Source organism: Eggerthella hominis (assembly GCF_014287365.1).
GTDB classification, from domain to species: domain Bacteria; phylum Actinomycetota; class Coriobacteriia; order Coriobacteriales; family Eggerthellaceae; genus Eggerthella; species Eggerthella guodeyinii.
Window position 1 is genome coordinate 334,414 of sequence record NZ_JACOOA010000004.1, and the last position, 19,734, is coordinate 354,147.

15 protein-coding genes are annotated in these 19,734 nt (G+C 67.1%); 12 read left to right on the forward strand and 3 right to left on the reverse strand.

Features of this window, described 5'->3' with window-relative positions:
* The first annotated feature begins 64 nt into the window (after positions 1-64).
* Complete coding sequence (locus tag H8S61_RS10855; RefSeq protein WP_255466568.1) at positions 65-2,002, forward strand: serine/threonine-protein kinase; 1,938 nt, start codon at positions 65-67, stop codon at positions 2,000-2,002.
* 366 nt (positions 2,003-2,368) lie between these two features.
* On the opposite strand, the gene H8S61_RS10860 is transcribed toward H8S61_RS10855, so the two are convergent.
* Entirely contained in the window at positions 2,369-4,240 is a 1,872-nt protein-coding gene (locus H8S61_RS10860) for an FAD-binding protein (RefSeq protein WP_186938999.1), read from the reverse strand.
* Between the two features lie 222 nt (positions 4,241-4,462).
* On the opposite strand from H8S61_RS10860, the gene H8S61_RS17730 reads away from it, so the two are divergent.
* From H8S61_RS17730 to H8S61_RS10880, 4 genes are all read left to right on the forward strand, one after another.
* Positions 4,463-5,974 (forward strand): LuxR C-terminal-related transcriptional regulator, encoded by a 1,512-nt coding sequence (locus tag H8S61_RS17730; RefSeq protein WP_366458270.1) that lies wholly within the window; start codon positions 4,463-4,465, stop codon positions 5,972-5,974.
* Between the two features lie 164 nt (positions 5,975-6,138).
* Positions 6,139-7,035 (forward strand): acetamidase/formamidase family protein, encoded by an 897-nt coding sequence (locus tag H8S61_RS10870; RefSeq protein WP_186939000.1) that lies wholly within the window; start codon positions 6,139-6,141, stop codon positions 7,033-7,035.
* Positions 7,036-7,191: 156 nt separating this feature from the next.
* On the forward strand, positions 7,192-8,217 hold the full coding sequence (locus H8S61_RS10875; RefSeq protein WP_255466569.1) for an NADPH:quinone reductase: 1,026 nt from the start codon (positions 7,192-7,194) through the stop codon (positions 8,215-8,217).
* Positions 8,214-8,903, forward strand: coding sequence for a metallophosphoesterase (locus tag H8S61_RS10880; protein ID WP_160940925.1), 690 nt, complete (start codon positions 8,214-8,216; stop codon positions 8,901-8,903). The genes H8S61_RS10875 and H8S61_RS10880 overlap by 4 nt, the downstream gene beginning before the upstream one ends.
* A gap of 70 nt (positions 8,904-8,973) precedes the next feature.
* Here the strand turns inward: H8S61_RS10880 and H8S61_RS10885 are convergent, their stop codons facing one another.
* Positions 8,974-9,855 (reverse strand): PfkB family carbohydrate kinase, encoded by an 882-nt coding sequence (locus H8S61_RS10885; protein ID WP_186939001.1) that lies wholly within the window; start codon positions 9,853-9,855, stop codon positions 8,974-8,976.
* A gap of 210 nt (positions 9,856-10,065) precedes the next feature.
* Entirely contained in the window at positions 10,066-10,257 is a 192-nt protein-coding gene (locus tag H8S61_RS10890) for a DUF6724 family protein (protein WP_154332498.1), read from the reverse strand.
* Positions 10,258-10,490: 233 nt separating this feature from the next.
* Between H8S61_RS10890 and H8S61_RS10895 the strand changes: the two genes are divergently transcribed.
* The 7 genes from H8S61_RS10895 (at position 10,491) to H8S61_RS10925 (ending at position 19,725) form a co-directional block, all read left to right on the forward strand.
* On the forward strand, positions 10,491-13,136 hold the full coding sequence (locus tag H8S61_RS10895; protein WP_366458274.1) for a PAS domain-containing hybrid sensor histidine kinase/response regulator: 2,646 nt from the start codon (positions 10,491-10,493) through the stop codon (positions 13,134-13,136).
* A 138-nt stretch (positions 13,137-13,274) separates the two neighbouring features.
* Positions 13,275-14,564, forward strand: a complete 1,290-nt coding sequence (gene serS / locus H8S61_RS10900; RefSeq protein WP_186939003.1) for a serine--tRNA ligase — start codon at positions 13,275-13,277, stop codon at positions 14,562-14,564.
* 42 nt (positions 14,565-14,606) lie between these two features.
* Positions 14,607-15,596, forward strand: a complete 990-nt coding sequence (locus H8S61_RS17735) for a hypothetical protein (RefSeq protein ID WP_366458276.1) — start codon at positions 14,607-14,609, stop codon at positions 15,594-15,596.
* Positions 15,593-16,009, forward strand: coding sequence for a cyanophycin synthetase family protein (locus tag H8S61_RS17740; RefSeq protein ID WP_186939004.1), 417 nt, complete (start codon positions 15,593-15,595; stop codon positions 16,007-16,009). The genes H8S61_RS17735 and H8S61_RS17740 overlap by 4 nt, the downstream gene beginning before the upstream one ends.
* Positions 16,010-16,014: 5 nt before the next feature.
* Complete coding sequence (locus H8S61_RS10915; protein ID WP_186939005.1) at positions 16,015-17,280, forward strand: aminotransferase-like domain-containing protein; 1,266 nt, start codon at positions 16,015-16,017, stop codon at positions 17,278-17,280.
* A gap of 55 nt (positions 17,281-17,335) precedes the next feature.
* Complete coding sequence (locus tag H8S61_RS10920; RefSeq protein ID WP_186939006.1) at positions 17,336-18,319, forward strand: D-alanine--D-alanine ligase family protein; 984 nt, start codon at positions 17,336-17,338, stop codon at positions 18,317-18,319.
* An 89-nt stretch (positions 18,320-18,408) separates the two neighbouring features.
* A complete protein-coding gene (locus H8S61_RS10925; protein ID WP_186939007.1) occupies positions 18,409-19,725 on the forward strand; it encodes a hypothetical protein in 1,317 nt (438 codons plus the stop codon).
* Positions 19,726-19,734 lie beyond the last annotated feature (9 nt).

The following is a 19,734-nucleotide window of genomic DNA, read 5'->3' on the forward strand; positions in this document are numbered from 1 at the left end:
TCGCGATTCTGCGTCTCGAATGGCCCTCATGGGCATCTTCGGCCGTCTGCCCTATAATAGGCGCATGGCACGCGATCAACAGCTCATATTGAACCGCTATCGGCCCGTCGGCGAAGCGAAGGCCGGCGGCTTCGGCACCGTGCGGGTGGCGTGGGACACGCGCATCCAGCGCAGGGTGGCCATCAAGTGCATCGAGCTTGACGAGATGGACGCCGCGCGCGCGGCGCTTCCCGGGGCGAACGCCGTGCGGCAGCAGCCGCGCGAGCCGCTTCCGTGGGAAGACGATCCCCTGTTCGGCGAGGACGACGCTGCCGACGGCGCCGGCGAAAACGGCGCAACCTCGGTGTTCGACCTGATCGGCGACGAGCCGCTCGTGCACTCGCTCGCGCATGTCCCCGGGTTGGACGAGGCGCGCACCGCCGCCATGCTGTCGGATGCGAGCATCGTCGCGGTGTACGATTTCGAGGTGCAGGATTCCACCGCCTACCTCATCATGGAATACGTCGAGGGCATGACGCTCACTGACCTGCTGCATCGCCACGCCGACCGTCTCACACTGGATGTGGCGGCGGCCGTGTTCGCGTCGGTGTCGCACGCGCTGGAGGTTGCGCACGCGAACCAGGTGCTCCACCTCGACATCAAGCCCGACAACGTGCTGATCAACCATCAGGGACAGGTGAAGGTGACCGACTTCGGCCTGGCCACGCTGGCCGACGCGTCCGGTTACGGCGCGGCGGGCGGCGGCACCATCGGCTACATGCCGCTCGAGCAGATGCGCCAGGAGAACCTCGACGTGCGCTGCGACGAGTGGGCGCTTGCGTCGCTCACCTACGAGATGCTGGCGGGCGAGAACCCGTTTCTGGCACCCGACCTCGAGCGCGCGGAGGCGGTCATCGAAGATGCGGAGCTTGTGCTGCCGTCGCTGTGTTGGGACGGGCTCGACCCCGCCATCGACGACGTGATCTTCTTCGCGCTCGACCCCGACCGGGAGGAACGCTACGCCACCGTCGCCGATTTCGCAGAGGAGCTCGAGCCGTTCCTGGGCGATCCGAAGCGCGGCGTGCGCGAGCTCTCCGTCATCGTGGGCCATGCCGACGACGAGGAAGAAGAAGCCGAGGCGGAAAAAGAGCCGCCGGCCCCGCGCGTGCCGCTGCGCGAGCGCATCACGCCGCTGCAGCGCACCGTGGCCGCGCACGCGGTGGGCGCGTTGGGCAGCGGGGCGGTCGCGTTCGTCGCGTTCACGAATCTGCCGCAGACGAGCGGGTTCGCCAACCCGCTGTTCTGGGGGCTGTTCGCGCTCGTGACGCTGGCGGGCGCGCTGAAGCCGCACCTCGGCGCGCTGTTGGCGTACTTCGCGCTGTCCGCGACGCTCATCGCCGGCAACGCTCCCGCTGCGGGCATCGTGCTGTTGGCTGCGGCGGCGACCTGGTGGTACTTCACCGGACGTCTGAGCAACGCCGACGCGAACGCGACCCTCGTGCCGCCGCTGGTCGGCGCGTTCGGCTGCAACCAGCTGACGCCGCTTGTGGCGGGGTTCTGCCTGCCGCCGGCGCGCGCGTTCGGCGCGTTGGCGTTCTCGCTGCTGGTCAGCCTGATGCTGGCTGCGTGCGGCTCGCACAGCCTACTGGGATGGGACGCGTTGGCGAACTGGCAGTTCTCCGCGGGGCTCGACATGCAGGCCGACCTCGGCAGCCTGTTGATGCAGCCCGCGCTGTGGTGCATCGTGATCAGCTGGATTGCGGCGACGGGCGCGCTGTCGGCCTTCCGCCTGCGTCCGACGCGCGCGTTCGCCGTGCTGGGGACGCTCGTGGCCGGCGCCCTGCTGCTGGCGGGCGTCGCGCTGGCCGCCTGGGTCGCCTCGGGGCAAGCCACCTGGATGCCGTCGCTCAACAACCTCGTGTTCACTATCATTCCCATCGTGGTGATGCTTCTCATGTGCGTCCTCGTCCCCGAGCCGTACTACTACGACGAGGACTACGAGGGCTACGCAGAAGAAGCGTAGCGGATTCGCGGAGCGGATCGCCCCTGGTCTTGCGCACCGCTTCTCCGCGCGTATAACAGGACGAGCCGCAGGGAGTTGTGAGCTCCCCGCGGCTCTCGGATCGCTTCGGCGGTTTGGGTTTAGTCTTGGCGCTCCTTTCCTCTACGGGTTAGGAGCGTGTCTTTTGCGCTTCGAACGCGCAGCCCACGCTCATCCAACGTGAATTCGACGCATGCAAACCTACGCGCTTCTACCTCCGGCCCTTGCGCCGGCGTCATGCCTGCGAACGCAAAAGAAGGGAGGCCGCGGGAGGGAGTGCGGCCTCCCTTGCAGGGAGGGGTCGGATATGTTCGGGGCCGGCCACGCTCGAGGCCGACGGCGCGGGCGCTACTTCACGGTGCCGCCCGCGGCGATCTTGCCGGCGACGTAGCCGTGGGTGAGCGCCATGCCGATGGAGCTGCCGGCAGCCGGCGTGGAATAGGCGTTGCCGAAGCGCTGGCCCAGGCAGTTACCGACGGCGTACAGGCCCTTGATCGGCGTTTTCAGATCGGACGAGAGCACCTGCAGATCGTCATCGGTCACGAGGCCGCACAGGCTGACCAGGCCCACGTAGCCGCGCCCGGTGTTCGGCTGCGCCGATCCGAAGAAGGGCGGGTTCTCGATGGCGCTCATGAACACGTCGTCCTTGCCGAAATCGGAGTCTTCGCCCGCCCGGCACAGCTCGTTGTAGTGCTCGATGGTGGCCGCCGCTTCCTTCTTCGCGTCGCCCTCGTAGCCCAGGTAGCCGAGCAGTTCGTCGATGGTGTCGGCGGCGTACACCTGATCGGGCATCGTGTTGTCGTATTCGATGACGTACACGCCGTCGACGCTGACGCCTTCCGCTCCCTTTCCCACGGCCGACTGCATCTGCTCGTCCATGCGATCCATGATCTTGATGATGTCGACGCCCGCCGCGCCCCAGTTGGGGGAGAAGTGGTCGGTCGAGCACTGCTTCATGACGTCCATGTACTTGGAATCGCAGATGGTGGCCAGGATGCCGCGCGGCTGCTTGAGCGTGGTGGGCTTGATGTACGGCGTCATGGCTTCGTTCATGAAGCGCTTGCCGTAATCGTTCAGCCACAAAAACGGCGTGGTGCCCCACGGGCCCGCGTTGCCGCCGTTCGTGTTCATGCAGGGTCGCGGCGCCTGCTCGATGAAGCCGCCCGCCCAGCAACCCAGCTTGTGGCCGGCACCCTTGCAGTTGCTCTCGCCGGTCATCTCCTCGCGCGGGATGTCGCAGCGCAGCGATTGCTCGTTGATGTCGGTGCACAGGTTCACCACCATGTCGGGGTTCGCGCCGAAATCGCCGGTCGCGAGGATGACGCCCTTCGCCGCCTGGTAGCGCACGAGCCCGTCCTTGCCCTTCGCCACGACGCCGGTGACGTTGCCCTGCCCGTCCTGGTCGAGCACCGTCACGTCCGTCTCGAAGAAGAACTCGGCGCCCAGCTTCTCGGCGGCTTCCTTGCAGTAGAGGGCGATTTCGGTCATGCGCGACACGCCCTCGCGCCCGCAGACGGGCGTGGGGTTCTTCGTGCTGAGGTTCTGGATGGTGGTTGCCCACGATTGGAACCCGCCGCGCGTGAAGGGGTAGGAGCTTCCGTCGGGCATGTTGTACGCAACCTGGATCTGCGCCTGACCCGTTTCGAGGTCGAACAGGTTCGACGTGTCGGGAATCTGCGCGACGATGTTGTCCAGCATGTCGCCCGAGTTCGCCACGAACTTGCGGATGATCTCGGCGCTGACGCGTCCGCCCCCGCGGCGGATGAACTCGGCTACGATGTCGCCCGTCTTGTACGGACCGTACCCCTTGTCCACGAGCCACTGTGCGTTGAACGCGCAAATGTCGTTGCCGAGCTGCGTCCAGGTGGCTTCGGGCTGGATCTCGAGCACGGCGACCTTGGCGCCCTCCTGCGCCGCGGCGAGCGCTGCCTGCACGCCGGCGTTTCCGCCGCCGCACACGACGATGTCGAAGTCCTTGGTGTCGACGATGTCGCTGTCGGCCACCTCCGGTTTCGCCCCCAGCCAGTCTTCGGCGCATTCGTAACCCTTCGGCAGGGAAGAGCCGGACGTCCCGGCAGCCTGCGCTGCGGTACCGGCGCTTGCCGCGTCCTTGGGCTGTGCGGGCGAGCAGCCGGCCAGCATGGCCCCTCCCGCGGCGAGCGCGCCGGTGGCAAGCGCGCCCTTGAGGAAGTTCCTGCGATCCATCGTTTGCTGTTCCATGATGCATCCTTTCCTTGGACGGTTCGGCATCTGCCGCGCTTCTCCCGCGGAAGCTCCCCTGGCAGATGGCTCGATTCGGATGTTCGCGCAGCGCGGCTCGGCTGTCGCTATCGACGGCGGGTAGTTTCCGCCGTCCACGAGGGAAGACCTATCAAAAGTTGGTAGGTTTGCGGCATGGCGGGTATGGTAGTATCGAGCCGCAGGGTGCAGGGAGGGATGCAGGTGAAAGCCGTTTCGGGACAGATGCCGCGCGCGCATGCCGTGGCTTTCGTCGGATACGTTCTGTATTCCGTGTACGTTTGCATGACCTTCTACTCGCCTACCACCATATCCTCGGTGGTCGAGATCGGCTATCTGCCGAAGGCGCTGTACCTCTTCTACATCATTCTCGGACGCATGATCGCGCTTGCCGTGCTGGCCTTGGTGCTGGCACGTCGCAAGAAGCAGGCGCCGCTTTCGGTCATGGTGGCCGCGTCGGCCGCATGCGCGCTCGTGGGGTTCGCGGTGATGGCCATCGTGTTCCAGATGACGGCGGTCGCCGCGCTCGATGCGCTGCTGCCCTGGTTCTTCGCAAGCGGGGTGTGGATCGGGTTGGGCGACGCGTTCGCCATCGTGCTGTGGTTTACGTACGTCAGCAGGTTCGATATCCGGTTCATGTACGTGTTCCTCGTGGCATCGGCCGCAGCGGGCGCGGTGCTGTACTTCGCGACGACGTTTCTTCCCGCGCCGGTGCCGTGGATCGTGGCCGTGACGGCGTTTTTCGGGTCGCTCGCGTGCTGTGCGCAGGTGCTCAAGCGGCCGGAGGAAACGCTGCAGCCGGTCGATGCGGCCGTGGATCGCCGCTCGTTCCGCCGGCTGATCAGGCCGCTGCTCGGGGTCGCCCTCATGGCGTTCATGGCGGGGCTCATGATGAACGTGGCCGGTCAGGAGAAGATATCGCTCGGCACGTATCAATGGACGGCGTTCGTCATCATGTTCGCGCTCAACGGCATCTTGCTGCTGCCCGCGCTGCTCGCGCCGCGCGCGTTCAGCGTGCCGCGCCTGTACAAGTTCATTCTGCCATTGTCGGCGCTGGGGTTCCTCCTGCTGCCGGTGGCGTGGGACGCCAGCGGGCGCGGCATGGTGAACTCGTTCGTGCAGGTGGGGTTCACCTTCACGAACGTCATCTTCTTCTGCCTGATCGCCGAGGAGTACCGCCGCGAGAAGGGGTCGTCGATCAAGACGTTTTCCCTCATGCAGCTCGTGGTGATGGCGGCGAACTTCGCCGGGCTGTTCCTCGCGTTCTTCGGCATCGGGTACCTTGAACCGGGCGATTTGATGCTGACCATCACGGCGCTCGTGGCGGTGTACCTGATTCTCGCCGCGACGTTGGTGCTGTTCAAAGACAAGAGCCTGAGCGTCACCGAGGGTGAGAGGGAGGGTGCGGACGAGGACGCGGGGCCGGCCGAGCAACCGACGCGCGCCGACGCCGCGCGAGTCGATTCGGCGCGCACCGCGCAGCTGATGGAGCGCGCCGGCCTGTCCGTTCGGGAGCGCGAGGTGCTCGAGCATCTGCGGCAGGGCCGCGCGCCGAAGACCATCGCGAAGGTGCTGTTCGTCTCGGAGAACACGGTGCGCTTCCACATCCGCAACATCTACCAGAAGTTCGGCGTGCACTCGCGCACAGACCTCATGGAGCTGTTCGACGACGAACTCGACGCCCGGGAGACGGTTGAGCGTTCGGGCGGTTCGTAGGGGGCGCCTCGACGCGCGCACTTCTCGCGCTCGCCGGATGTTTCACGTGAAACATCCGGTTTCCTGTACCCTTCGAACGTAAATCCGGCACAAGAGATACCTCCGGGACGAGCCTCTCCGTAGTACTATTGAACCCAACACAATCTTGTAGAAAGGGTGACCTCATGCAGGAACTTGATGACGGGCGCGTGCTGTTCGCGTTCGCGCGCGATGCGGAGCCGGCGCTGACGGTGGCGTCGGGCGAGACGGTGCGCATCCGCACGCAGGATTGCTTCGGCAACCAGGTGCAGACGCCCGAGGACGAGCTGGACGAGATCAACTGGGATCGCATCAACCCGGCCACCGGCCCCGTGTTCGTCGAGGGCGCGGTGCCCGGCGGCGCGCTCAAGGTGGTTATCGAGAACATCGAGCTCGATGCGCAAACCGCGTCGTGCACGGGCAAGGACGAGGGCGTGTGCGGCGACCGCTTCGACGCGTGGAGCACGCACCTGTGCGCCATCGACGGCGACAAGCTGGTGTGGAACGACAAGCTGTCCATCCCGCTCAACCCCATGATCGGCGTGATCGGCGTGGCACCGGCTGGCGAGCCGGTGAACTGCGGAACGCCCGGCAGCCACGGCGGCAATATGGACAACACCGCCATCACCACGGGCGCGACGCTGTATTTCCCCGTGGCGGTTGAGGGCGCGCTGTTCGGCTGCGGCGACATGCATGCCGCCATGGGCGACGGCGAAGTGAGCGTGTCGGGCGCCGAGGTTGCCGGCTACGCCACGGTGACCCTGACCGCGCTGCCCGACCTGCACCTGGTCGACCCCCTCATCGAGAACGCCACGCATTTCGGCGTCATCGCGTCGGCCGAGACGCTCGACGCCGCTGCCGACCGCGCGGTGCACGAGATGGTGGACCTGCTGCACGATCGCACCGGCGTCGACGAGGCCGAGCTGGTCATGCTGCTGTCGCTCGTGGCCGACGTGCAAGTCTGCCAAATGGTCGACCCCGAGAAAACCGTCCGCTTCATGGTCCCCAAGCACGTCCTGGAAGCGCTGGAGTTCGAGCTGTAGAAGGCGGAGGCGCAGCTCCCTCCCTTTCGCCCTGCCGTCCAGCTGGTAACGGCATTGCGGCTTGTCGGGGTTCCTTTCGTAGCGCGCCTTCGGGCGCGCTACGATGGGTTTGGAGCCCGTGCCGTGCGGGCGCCGAACGAACGGAAGGAGCGCGTCATGAGCGATGCGAACATGAAGGCCATCGTCGTCGAGCAGTTCGGCGGCCCCGAGGTGCTGCGCGTGCGCGAGCGCCCGGTGCCCCAGCCTGCGGCGGGCGAGGTGCGCGTGCGGCTTGTCGCAGTGGGCGTGAACCCCGTCGAGACGTACATCCGCGCCGGCGCGTACGGCGCGCTGCCCGCGTTGCCGTACGTCCCCGGCAACGACGGCGCGGGCGTGGTGGATGCCGTGGGCGAGAACGTCGAAGGCGTGCAGGTGGGCGAGCGCGTCTTCGTGGCTGCCACGCGCGCGAAGCGGAACACGGGCACCTATGCGGACTACGTGGTGTGCGACGCCGCCGCGGTCGGGCACCTGCCGCAGGGCGTGTCGTTCGAGCAGGGCGCGGGCGTCGGCACGCCGGGGCTGGCCGCGGGCGATGCGCTGTTCGTACGCGCTCGCGTTCGACCGGGCGAAACGGTGCTCGTGCACGGCGCGAGCGGCGGCGTGGGCACGCTGGCGGTGCAGCTGGCGCAGCGCATCGGCTGCACGGTGTACGGCACGGCGGGCGACGAACGTGGCCGCGCGCTCGTCGAGCAGCTGGGCGCGGCGCGTGCGTTCGACCATCATGCGGACGGCTACCTCGACGCCATTCTCGACGCGACCGACGGCCGCGGGGTCGACGTGGTGCTCGACATGGCGGCGCACGCGAACCTCATGAAGGACGTACGCGTGACCGCGACCCGCGGTCGCATCGTGGTGGTGGGCAGCCGCGGCTCGCTTGAGTTCGACCCGCGCGGGCTCATGAGCAACGACCTGGACGTGCGCGGCATGAACGTGAACAACCTGCGTCCCGACGAGCTCAACCTGGTCATGCATGCGCTGGAAGCGGCGCTCGACGGCGGCTTGCGCGTGGCGGTGGCTCGGACGTTCCCGCTCGCCGAGGCTGCCGAGGCGCATCGTGCGGTGGGCGAGCGCGGCAAGGACGGGAAGATCGTGCTGATCGCCGGGCTGTCCGAGGAAGTCGACGAGGAAGGGCGCGGCGCATGATCTACCTCACGGGCGACACCCACGGCAGCTACCGGCACATCCGCGCGTTCGCGCGCGAGCACGATGCGGGTCCCGGCGACGTGCTCGTCTGCCTGGGCGACACGGGCTTCGACTACTACGGCGACGAGCGGGACGCGCAGGTGAAGGACAAAGCCGCGAGCATGGGCTTCACGCTGCTGTGCATCCGCGGCAATCACGATCGCAACCCGGCCTCGCTGCCCAGCTACCATCTGATCCCCTGGCGCGGCGGCGAGGTGTACTGCGACGACCGCTGGCCTAGCATCCTGTTCGCGCGCGACGGCAGCGTGTTCGACCTCGACGGCCGCGCCACCGTCGCCATCGGCGGTGCCTATAGCGTGGACAAAGCGTATCGCCTGGCCAAAGGGTACGCGTGGTTCCCCGACGAGCAGCTCACCGCCGACGAGCAGCGCGCCGTCGAAGCGGCTCTCGCCCACCGCGACTGGCGCGTCGATACCGTGCTCTCGCACACCTGCCCCGCCTCGTTCGTGCCGCAGGAGGCGCTCCTCGCCGGCGTCGACCAAAGCACGGTGGACACCGCGATGGAGGACTGGCTCCAAACCGTCGAAGATCGCCTCGACTACCGCCGCTGGTTCTGCGGCCACTTCCACATCGAGAAGCAGGAAGCCAACCTCCGCTTCGTCTACCACGACATCCTGGAGTTCTAGACCCCGAGCACGGAAAAGGCCCGGCGAACGTTGTTCGCCGGGCCCGGTTCGCACATCGTCGTGCGTGCCGTTACAGCAGCTCGCACACCTTTCCCAGCAGGGGCTCGAAGCTGACGCCGCGGTCGCGGAAGTCGGGCTGCTCGGCGCTCACCAGCATGGCGTCGTGCACGAAGTCGCCGGCGAACTGCACGGCCTCTTCCAGCGAGCGACCGGCCATGACGGCGGCCATCAGGCACGACGCGTACAGGTCGCCCGTGCCGTGCAGCATGTAGGGCAGGTACTCGTTGTGCACCTCGAACGTCTCGCAGTCGGCGCCGCCCACGAAGTTGCGGATGCACGACTCGCCCGCGCGTTGGATGCCCTTGAGCACCACGTGCTTCGCGCCCTTCGCGATGAGCGCGTCCACCAGGCGGCGCGCCTCCTCGTCGGAGATGTCGGTGCCGCCCCAGTCCTCGCCGATGGGCTCGCCCAGGATGATGGCGGCTTCGGTGAGGTTCGGCGTCAAAACATCGGCGCCGCAGGCCAGCTCGGCCATGGCGTCGCACAGCTCGGGCGTGTACGTGGGGTACACCTTGCCATGGTCGGCCATCACGGGGTCCACCACGCGCAGCGCGTTCGGGTACATCGCATACAGGTCGCGGATGCGGTCCACCTGCTCGGGCGCGCCGAGGAAGCCGGAGTACACGGCGTCGATCTCCACGCCGATGCCCTTCCACGCGTTCAGGTAGTCGGCCAGGATCTCGGTGGTGTCGTGCATGTACCAACCGGGGAAGGCGGTGTGCGACGAGAACAGGCCCGTCGGCACGGGGCACACGTCGCAGCCGGCGGCCGACAGCACGGGGATGGCAACGCCCAGCGAGCACTTGCCGTAGCCGCACAGGTCGTGCACGGCGGCGACGCGGGGGATGTACGCGCCTTCGCGCTGGTAGAGGTGCGTTTCAGCTTCGCTCATGAGGGGACTTCCTTTCGAACTTGTCAAGAGCCGATGGAGCTCAAAACTGTGGATTGGGTGTGCGGGATAATTTACGACTTGAAAACAGGAACGCGCAGCTGAAAAGCTGCGCGCGATGGGCAAGCGAGCGACGATCGTGCGCTTGTGCGAAGGGCTGTGCACCGGTCGGATCGCACCGTTTCGTCACCGTTCAGCACGCGTGCGGAGACGTTACTTGTCGTCTTCGTCGTCGTCGAAAAAAGACCAATCGTCCTCGTCAGGCTCATGGTTCGTGAATGTTTTGCGCGTACGACGCTCCATGATGACGCAGGCGATCAGGCTGATGACCAAAGCCAAACCCACCAGGCACCCGATGCCGGCGTAGGTTTCAAAAAGAAAATGGTAGATCTCACCGAAATCCATGGTTACCTCGTTACTCTAACTCGTTCCATCACCGTTACCACAGAACGCTTGCATTCCAGCGTTAGAGTATACTATGTTGAACCGATTCGGTACCGGTCGGCTTCGATATTCCTTTATTCTTACGTGCGCCGGAGAAGGGCAAGCACATGCGCGCTATGAGCAGGGATAAGCAGAAACGACGCATAGCCGCATCAATCGCAATCGTCGCCGTAGTGGCGGCGATTGTTGCTGCTGTGCTCGGACTGACATCCTACATCGACAAAAAGCTCAACCAGAGCGCCGAGCAGCAGGTGGTCACATTCACCGAGCAAGCTGCGGCGAGCGTTGCTGATCGCATGTTCATGTCGCAGAACGCCATCGGCGCCTTCACCGTGCAGACGGCCGACCCCGAGCTGATCGTGCCGGCCCTCAAGAATTTCGAGGAACGCAACGGCTTCGAGTGCGCCGGCTTCGCCGACATGGACGGCAACGGAATCCGCTCGGACGGCTCGGCGTTCTCGGTCAGCGATCTGCCGGAACCCGAAACCGCGCTCTCCGAGGGCCGCGCCTCGTACTCGGGCACGTTCGCCAACGAGGACGGCGTGCGGGTGCGCCTGGCCCAAACGCCGCTGTACATCGGCGACGAGCAGGTGGGCGCGCTGTACGTGCAGGTGCCGCTCAGCCTGTTCTCCATGGCTCGCCAGCTGGACATGTTCGACGGCCGCGGCTACTTCATGCTGTTCGAGGGCTCTACCGGCGAGGTGCTGGTCCCGCCCACGGACGAGACGAAAACGCCGGTGTCCATCGGCACGTCGCTGTACGATTTCCTCAACGAGGCGTCGCGCTACCAGGACACCACGGCCATCACCGACGCTGCCGTCTCCACCGAGGCCGCCCTCCAGCTCATGCAATCGCGCTCGCAAAGCGACCTGTCCACGCTGCGCGATGTGGTGGAGAACAGGCAGACGGGGCTGCTTACGGCCACGGTGGACGGCAAGGCCAGTTACGTGTGCGTGGCACCGGTTGGGGAAGGGTACTGGTACGTGTGCAACGTGGTGCCCGTCGAGAACGTGCGCGCCGAGGCGGCCGTGGTCACCACCACGTTCGAAGCGGTGTTCGCCATCATCTTCGCCTGCCTCGTGGCCGTGGGCCTGCTGGTGTTCGGCGCGTACCGTCGTCGGCTGCGCGAGCAGAACATCGCCATGCTCACGCAGCTGTACGAGGCGCTGTCCGACAGCATCGACATGGCGGTGAACCTGTACTCGCCCACGGACGGAACCGTCACGCCCATCGTGGCGAAGGCGGAGCGCATCATCGGCTACCGCCTGGACGCCTTCCTGAAAAACGAGCGTCTGGCGGCCACCATCGACCTTTCTCCCGAAGGCGTGGCCCTGTTCGACCGCATCCGGTCGGACGAAACCAAGGGCTTCGAGCAAGGCGAGTTCTCGTTCCGCAGCAAGCAGACCGGCAAGGAAAGCTGGGCCTCCTACTCCGTCAAGCAGCTCACGTTCGAGGGGAAGCCGCAGCTGCTCGTGGTCATGCGCGACGTGACGGCCGACAAGGAGATCCAGCTGTCCATGAAGGACGCGATGGACGTCGCCGAGGCCGCCAACGCCGCAAAGTCCGAATTCCTCTCGCGCATGAGCCACGAGATTCGCACGCCGATGAACGTGATCATCGGCATGCTGCAAATCGCCCAGGGCAGCGTGGACGACCACGAGAAGGTGGCGGTGAGCCTCGACAAAATCGGCGCGGCTTCGGACCACCTGCTGGGGCTCATCAACGACGTGCTGGACATCTCGAAAATCGAGAACGGAAAGATGACCCTGGCCAGCGAGCCGTTCCGCTTGAGCGATCTGCTGTCGCACGTGACCGCCGCCATCCGCATGCAATGCGAGCAGCGCGATCAGGAGTTCACCGTGAAAGTGCCCCCGTGCGCCGACGCCGTGTACGTGGGCGACGCGGTGCGCCTGAAGCAGCTGCTGCTGAACCTGTTGACGAACGCGGTGAAGTACACGCCCTGCGGCGGCCGCGTCCGGTTCGAGACGATGGTGTCGAAGGGCGCCGCCATGGGGTATCGCCAGGTCAGATTCATCGTGTCCGACAACGGCATCGGCATGTCCGAGGAGTTCAAGGCGCGCATCTTCGAGCCGTTCAGCATGGAGGGCCGTTCGCGCGAGCAGGGCACGGGCCTCGGCATGCCCATCGTGAAGAACATCGTCACCATGATGGCGGGCGATATCGTCGTCGAGTCGACGAAGGGGCAGGGCACCACGTTCACCGTGACGTTCAACCTGCGCATCGCGTTGGAGGCCGAGCGCATCGTGTTCGAGGAAGAGGAGGGCGTCGAGCCGGAGGACGTGCAGCCAGAGGTGCTGAGCGCGGCGGCTGCGGCGGCCCAGCTGCACGCCCGCGGTCGGCGCGGCGATCGCGCGTCGCGTCCCGTGTCGGCCTACGCGGCGCCCCTGCCGGGCGCGCCGCGCGCCCTCGACCGCACCGAGTTCGAGGGGCTGCGCGTGCTGCTGGCCGAGGACAACGACCTGAACGCCGAGATCGCTTGCGAGCTGCTGTCGGAAGCGGGGCTCGTGGTGGACCGCGCCGAGGACGGTGCCGAGGCGCTCGCCGCGTTCGAGGCGTCGCCGACGGGCCACTTCGACGCGATCCTCATGGACGTGCAGATGCCGAACATGAACGGCTACGAGGCCACGCGGCGCATCCGCGCGCTCGACCGCGAGGACGCGCGCGTCATCCCCATCATCGCCATGTCGGCCAACGCGTTCGCCGAGGACGTGAACGCCTCGCTGGCCAGCGGCATGGACGCGCACCTGTCGAAGCCCATCGACATGCGCCGCGTGCTGGCCACCATCATCAAGTACGTCCGGAAGCGCTACGGAGGGTAGCTGCGAGCCGCATGCGGCCCTGCGGGTTGCCGACTTCGAGCTCCGAGAACATGCCGGGTGCGTGAAGGTGCGACGGGGCGTTGCGCCCGTGAGGTATACTAAAGAGATTACCGTATCCCATCGTGAAGGAGCGCGACTATGCTCGACATCAAATTTGTCCGCGACAACCAAGAAGCCGTCGCCGAGGCGATGAAGAACCGCCATGCTTCGTGGGACGCGTCGCGCTTCTCCGAGCTCGATGAGACCCGCCGCGCCGCCATCGCGAAGGAAGAGGCGCTGCAGGCCGAGCGCAACGCCACGTCGAAGTCGATCGGCCAGATGATGGCCGCCGGCCAGCAGGACGAGGCCGAAGCCGCCAAGGAGCGCGTGCGCGCCATCAACGACGAGCTGGCCGTCATCGGCAAGGATCGCGAAGCGGCCGACGAGGCCCTGCGCGAGCTGCTGCTGGGCACGCCGAACATGCCGGCCGACTCCACGCCCGTGGGCGACGACGAGGACGACAACCCCGAGGTGCGCCGCTGGGGCACGCCGCGCGATTTTGCCGCCGAGGGCTTCGAGATGAAGCCGCACTGGGACCTGGGCCCCGAGCTGGGCATCATCGACTTCGAGCGCGCGGTGAAGCTGGCCGCGAGCCGCTTCATCCTGTTGGGCGGCCTCGGCGCTCGCCTGGAGCGCGCCCTCATCAACTTCATGGCCGACACGCACGCATCGCGCGGCTACAAGGAATGGTGGTGCCCGGCCATGGCCAACGCCGAGACGCTCACCGGCACGGGCCAGCTGCCGAAGTTCGAGGAGGACCTGTTCCACACCACCGAGGGCCTGTACCTCATCCCCACGGCCGAGGTGCAGCTGACGAACATCCACGCGGGCGAGATGCTTGACGCCGGCCAGCTGCCGCTCAAGTACTGCGCGTTCACGCCGTGCTTCCGCGAGGAGGCGGGCAGCGCCGGCCGCGACACGCGCGGGCTCATCCGCGTGCACCAGTTCGACAAGGTGGAGATGGTGAAGTACGCCAAGCCCGAGGAGAGCTACGACGACCTGGAGGCCATGGTGGCCGACGCCGAGAACATCCTGCAGCTGCTGGGCTTGCCGTACCGCGTGATCAGCCTGTGCACGGGCGACATCGGGTTCTCGGCCGCCAAGACCTACGACCTCGAGGTGTGGCTGCCGTCGTACAACGGCTACAAGGAGATCTCGTCCTGCTCGAACTGCACGGACTTCCAGGCGCGCCGCGCGAACATCAAGTACCGCGACCCCGAGAACTTCAAGGGCTCGCGCTACGTGCACACGCTGAACGGCTCCGGCCTGGCGGTGGGCCGCACGATGGCCGCCGTCATCGAGAACTACCAGCAGCCCGACGGCACCATCAAGGTGCCCGACGTGCTGGTGCCTTACATGGGCGGCGTCGAGGTCATCGCGCCCGAGTAGCGGCAGGCGAATCGACCGGGACCGGCCAAGGACACGACCAGCGTGGCAACGAAGCGTAAACGAACCAGGGAATCGAATACCGCCGCATCCGTGACGGACGCCGCCAAGCCGGAGGCGTCCGGCCGCATCGCGCCGCGCAAGCGCACCGACGCGCCGCCGCCGAAGGCGAAGGGGCGCACGGGCGCCACGCCGCGCGTCGCCGGTGCGGCCGGGGCCGCGACGGGTGCCGGGGCGGATGCGGCTGCGAGCGCGGCCGACGCGTCGGTCGAGAGCGCGCGCGAGCGGCGGGAGCGTCGCGGGACGGCGGCGAAGCCGCGCAAGCGCCGCTGGCCGCTCGTCGTGACGGGCTCGGTGCTGCTGGTCATCCTGCTGGCGGTGGGCGGGTTCTCGTGGGACCGTTGGCTGCGCTACGACGACGCGCGCGAGTTCCTGGGCGAGTGGCAAACCCACGGCACCACCGCCGTCGTGGTCATCGACGGGGAAACCATCAAGCTCACCGAGGACGTGAGCTGGACATACACGCTGGACACGGGCGCGAAGACCATCGCGTTCACGTTCGGGAACATGGAAGGCTCCGGCCGCTACCGCTTCTCGCTCGACCGCTCGCAGCTGGTGATCACCGACGGCGACGGCTACTCGTGGCTCTCCACGCTGGCGGACGATATCGCCTGGCAGTTCGACCAGCTGGTGCGCGCGATACAGGGGCAGCCGCAGGAGGAGCCTCCGTCGGGCGACGGGTACACGGTGCTCGATCGCCTGTCGCACGATGCGGCGGCCACGCCGCAAACGGGCACGCCGGTGGAGCCCGAGCCCGAGCCGGAGCCGACGCCCGACCCCGAGCCGACGACCGAGCCGGAAGCCACGCCCGCTCCCGAATCGAAGCCCGAGTCCGAAACCACGCCGGAGTCCGATGCGGGATCGACGTCCGCGCCGGACGCCGCCCCCGAGTCCACGGACGCGGGCAAGAACGACGACGCCGGCACGTCGAGCGCCCCCAGCGGCGTGTTCGACGTGAGCGACCTGCCGGCGTGAGCGCCTGCGACACAGCCCCGCTCGCCATCGAGCGCCTCACCGTGCGCGCCGACCGCCTCGTGTGCGACGTAGCGCTGGCGCCCGGCACGCCGCACCGCACCTCCCCGCAGCTCATGGAGCGCGTATGCGTCGCGCATCCGCACGTGCCGCGCCATGCCTGCGTGAACGACGAGGGCGACACCTTCGCTGCGGTCATGAACGGCACGTCGCTGCCGCACCTGTTGGAGCACCTGGTCATCGACCTGCAAACGCAGGCCGCAGCCCAGCGTGACGCCGTGTTCGTGGGCACCACCGAATGGACGGACGAGCGCGCGGGCCGCGCGCGCATCGAGGTGAGCTTCATCGATGATCTGGTCGCTTTGCGCGCTTTTCGCGATGCGATTGCGTTTCTCAACGCCGCGGTGGTACGCTGACGCCCATGACTTCGGCTCACCTGACATTCGACCAGACGGGCGAGAAAATCGCCGAACGCGTCACGAAGATGCGGTCCTCCGCCGTGCGCGACCTGTTCGCCGCGGCGTCGAACCCCGCCATCATCTCGCTGTCCGGCGGCATGCCCGACGTATCGCTGCTTCCTCAAGCCGCCATTCGCACGGCCACGCACGCGGCCTGCGACGACGAGCGCGCGGTGGCGTTGCAGTACGGCTCCACCGACGGTCGTGCGGAGACGAAGCGCGTGTTCTGCGACCTCATGCGCGACATCGGCGTGCGCGCCAAGCCCGAGAACGTCATGATCACCTCGGGCGCGCAGGAAGCGCTCGACCTCATCGCCAAGACGTTCGTGAACCCGGGCGACATCGTCCTGGCCGAAGGCCCCACGTACCTGGGAGCGTTGCAGGCGTTCAGCGCCTACGAGCCCGATATCCGCTGCATCCCGTTCGACGACGAGGGTATGCGGATGGACCTCCTGGAGGCTGAGCTGCAGCGCATCGGCGCGGGCAACCCGCAGCTCAAGTTCCTCTACACCATCCCGAACTTCCAGAACCCCGGCGGCGTGACCATGGCGCCCGCGCGGCGCAAGCGCCTGCTGGAGCTGTCCGACGAATACGGGTTCATGGTGGTGGAAGACGATCCCTACGGGCGCCTGCGCTACGACGGCGGCCACGTGCTGCCCCTCAAGGCGCTGTCCGACGACGTCATCTACCTGGGCACCGTGTCGAAGGTGTTCGCGCCCGGCCTGCGCACCGGCTGGATTGTGGCGCCGAAGCACGTGCTGGCGAAGATCAACCTCGTCAAGCAGGGAACCGACCTGTGCGGCAGCGCGTTCAACCAGGTGGTGGTCGAGCACTACTTTACCGACACCCCGTGGCAGAAGACGCTGCAGACGTTCGTCGAGACGTACCGCGAGCGGCGCGATGCCATGCTGGCCGCGCTCGAGGAGCATTTCCCGCCCGAAGCGACGTGGACGCGTCCCGAAGGCGGCTTCTTCGTGTGGGTGACGCTTCCCGGCTACGTGGACACGGGTTCCATGCTGAGTGCGGCCCTGGACCGAGGCGTGACCTACACGCCCGGCGACGGCTTCTTCCCCGACGGCACCAGCGGCAAGAACAGCATGCGCATCGCGTTCTGCTACGAAAGCCCCGAGAACATCGCCGAAGCGGTGCGCCGCCTCGCCGCCGTCATCGAGGAGCGCCTCGAGCTCTACCGGGCCTTCCTGGAAGCCGGAGCGATCAAACCCGAATAGCGTCCCTAGCGTCCCTAGCACCCCTAGCATCCCTAGCGTCCCAAAGGAGTACCCCATGAAAGTTGCAGTGTTGATGGGCGGCAGCTCGTTCGAGCGCGAGTTTTCCCTGGCCAGCGGCAAGAACGTGTGCGCCGCACTCGAGGAGGCGGGCCACAAGGTGGTGCCGCTCGACACCACGTCCGACCTCGTCCCCACGCTGCGCAGCGAACGTCCCGACGTGTGCTACAGCGCCCTGCACGGCAAGCACGGCGAGGACGGCACCATCCAGAGCCTGCTCGAGTTCGTGGGCATCCCCTTCGTCGGCTCGCCCTCCAGCGTGTGCCAGCGTGCCTGGAACAAGGATTCCATGCACTCCGAGATGGCCGCCTATCGCGCCATCACCGGCGACGAGCCGGTGGCGTACTGGCCGCAGGGCCTCTACATCGCGCGCGACGCGTTCAAGGACATGGGTGCCGCGACGGCTCTCGACCTGGTGGAAGACCGCGTGATCGGCGGCTATCCCGTGGCGGTGAAGCCCGCGCACGGCGGCTCGGCCCTGGGCGTGCATCGCGTGGACTCCGTCGACGACCTGGGCGAAGCGGTGCTCGACGCGCTGTCGTTCGACGACGCCGTGGTCATCGAGCAGTGGATCGAGGGCGTGGAGCTTGCCGTGTCCGTGCTGGGCTCCGGCTGGGACGCCTACGCGCTGCCGCCGGTGGAGGTGGTCGCGAAGCAGGGCCTGTACGACACGACCGCCCGCCTCACGCCGGGTGCGGTGGAGTACCACGCGCCCGTGCGCCCCGCGTCGCTGTCGAACGACGAAGCCGACGCCCAGGCCATCCGCGCCGAAATCGAGCGCGCCGCCCTCGAGGTGTATCGCGCCTACCAGGTGCGCGACCTCGCGCGCATCGACCTCATATGGGACGGCGCCCAGGCGCGCGTCTTCGAGGTGAACGTGTCGCCCGGCATGACCGAGACGTCGCTGTTCCCGGCTGCCTGCGAGGCTGCCGGGCTGTCGTTGCCCAGCGTCCTCAACGAGCTGGTCAGCCAATACGCATAGGAGTTGAAGGAAACCGCTTGTTCGGTAGCCGCCGAAGCCGCCGTGCTACAATGGCCGCAGAACCGGTTCGAAGCTGAGGGGGACGCGTCATGGGAAGATCGGGCGGAGGAGGCAGCGGCGGCTCGTCGGGAGGCGGGCGTTCGTCGGGCGGATTCTCCGGTGGAGGACGTTCCTCCGGCGGCTTCTCGGGCGGGTCGCGCGGCTCCGGCGGCAGAAGCCGCTTCAGCGGCGGCTCGGGCAGCTCGGGTGGATCGAGCGGCGGCGGCTTCGGCTCGGGAGGCGGCGGAGGCTTCCGCCTGCCCTCCATCATGCCCATCATCATCAACGCGACGCGCAGCGAGCGTCGGGACGAGCGCTACGAAGCCCCGCCCGCTCCTGCGCCCGATCCCGCTCCCGTTCCCGCTCCCGTAGCTCCGCCCGCGCAACAGGTGCCCCAGGCGCCCTCGGCGTATCCCAACCAGTACCAGGTTCCGTATCAAAACCAGCCTACGAGCGTGCCGCCCACCGCGACGTCCGGCACGCCTCCTACCGCGACGTCCGGCACGCCTCCCACCGCTACGCCCCCTGCGCAGCAGTCCTCGTCCGGCGCGCCCAAGCGGAAGGGCCCCGGCTGCCTGATCGTCGCCATCATCCTCATCGTCATATTCGCGGCGACCGCGTTCTCGACCGTCCTCGACGATCGCAACGGGGTCGACGCGTACGGCAACAAGGTCGTCGTGCGCGAGGCGCTTCCCTCGTCGGCCACGACGGAAACCGACTACTACACCGACGAGGACGGCGACTGGATTCGCAGCGACCGCAAACTCGAAGACGGTCTGCGCTCGTTCTACCGCGCGACGGGCGTGCAGCCGTACGTGTACATCCTGCCGAACGGGTCCTCCACGTCCACGTCCGAGCTGCGCGGCATCGCGGAAGAGCGCTACGACCAGCTGTTCTCGGACGAGGGCCACTTCCTGTTGGTGTTCTGCGACGACGGCGACGGCTCGTTCAACTGCGGCTACACGATGGGATCGGACGCGCGCGCCGTGATGGATACCGAAGCCGTGGACCTGCTGGGCGACAACCTCGACCGGTACTACAACGATCGCTCCCTCAGCGAGGAGGAGATTTTCTCCAAGGCGTTCTCCGATACGGCTGACGAGATCATGAAGGAGCCCCACGATTCCGGGGACACCGTTGTGGGTGCTGTCCTGATCATCGTGCCGCTCGCTGCCTACGTCGTGTATTGGTTCGTGCGCCGCCGCCGCGAAGATCGCGAGCGCCAACGTGCGTACCAGGAGGAGCTGCTGCGGACGCCCCTGGAGAAGTTCAGCGACCAGAGCATCGAGGATCTGGCCGAGAAGTACGAGCAGTCCGACCAAAAGGAACAGCCTCGCGACGGTGCGGGGAGCACGATACAACCTTAGAAGAGGAGA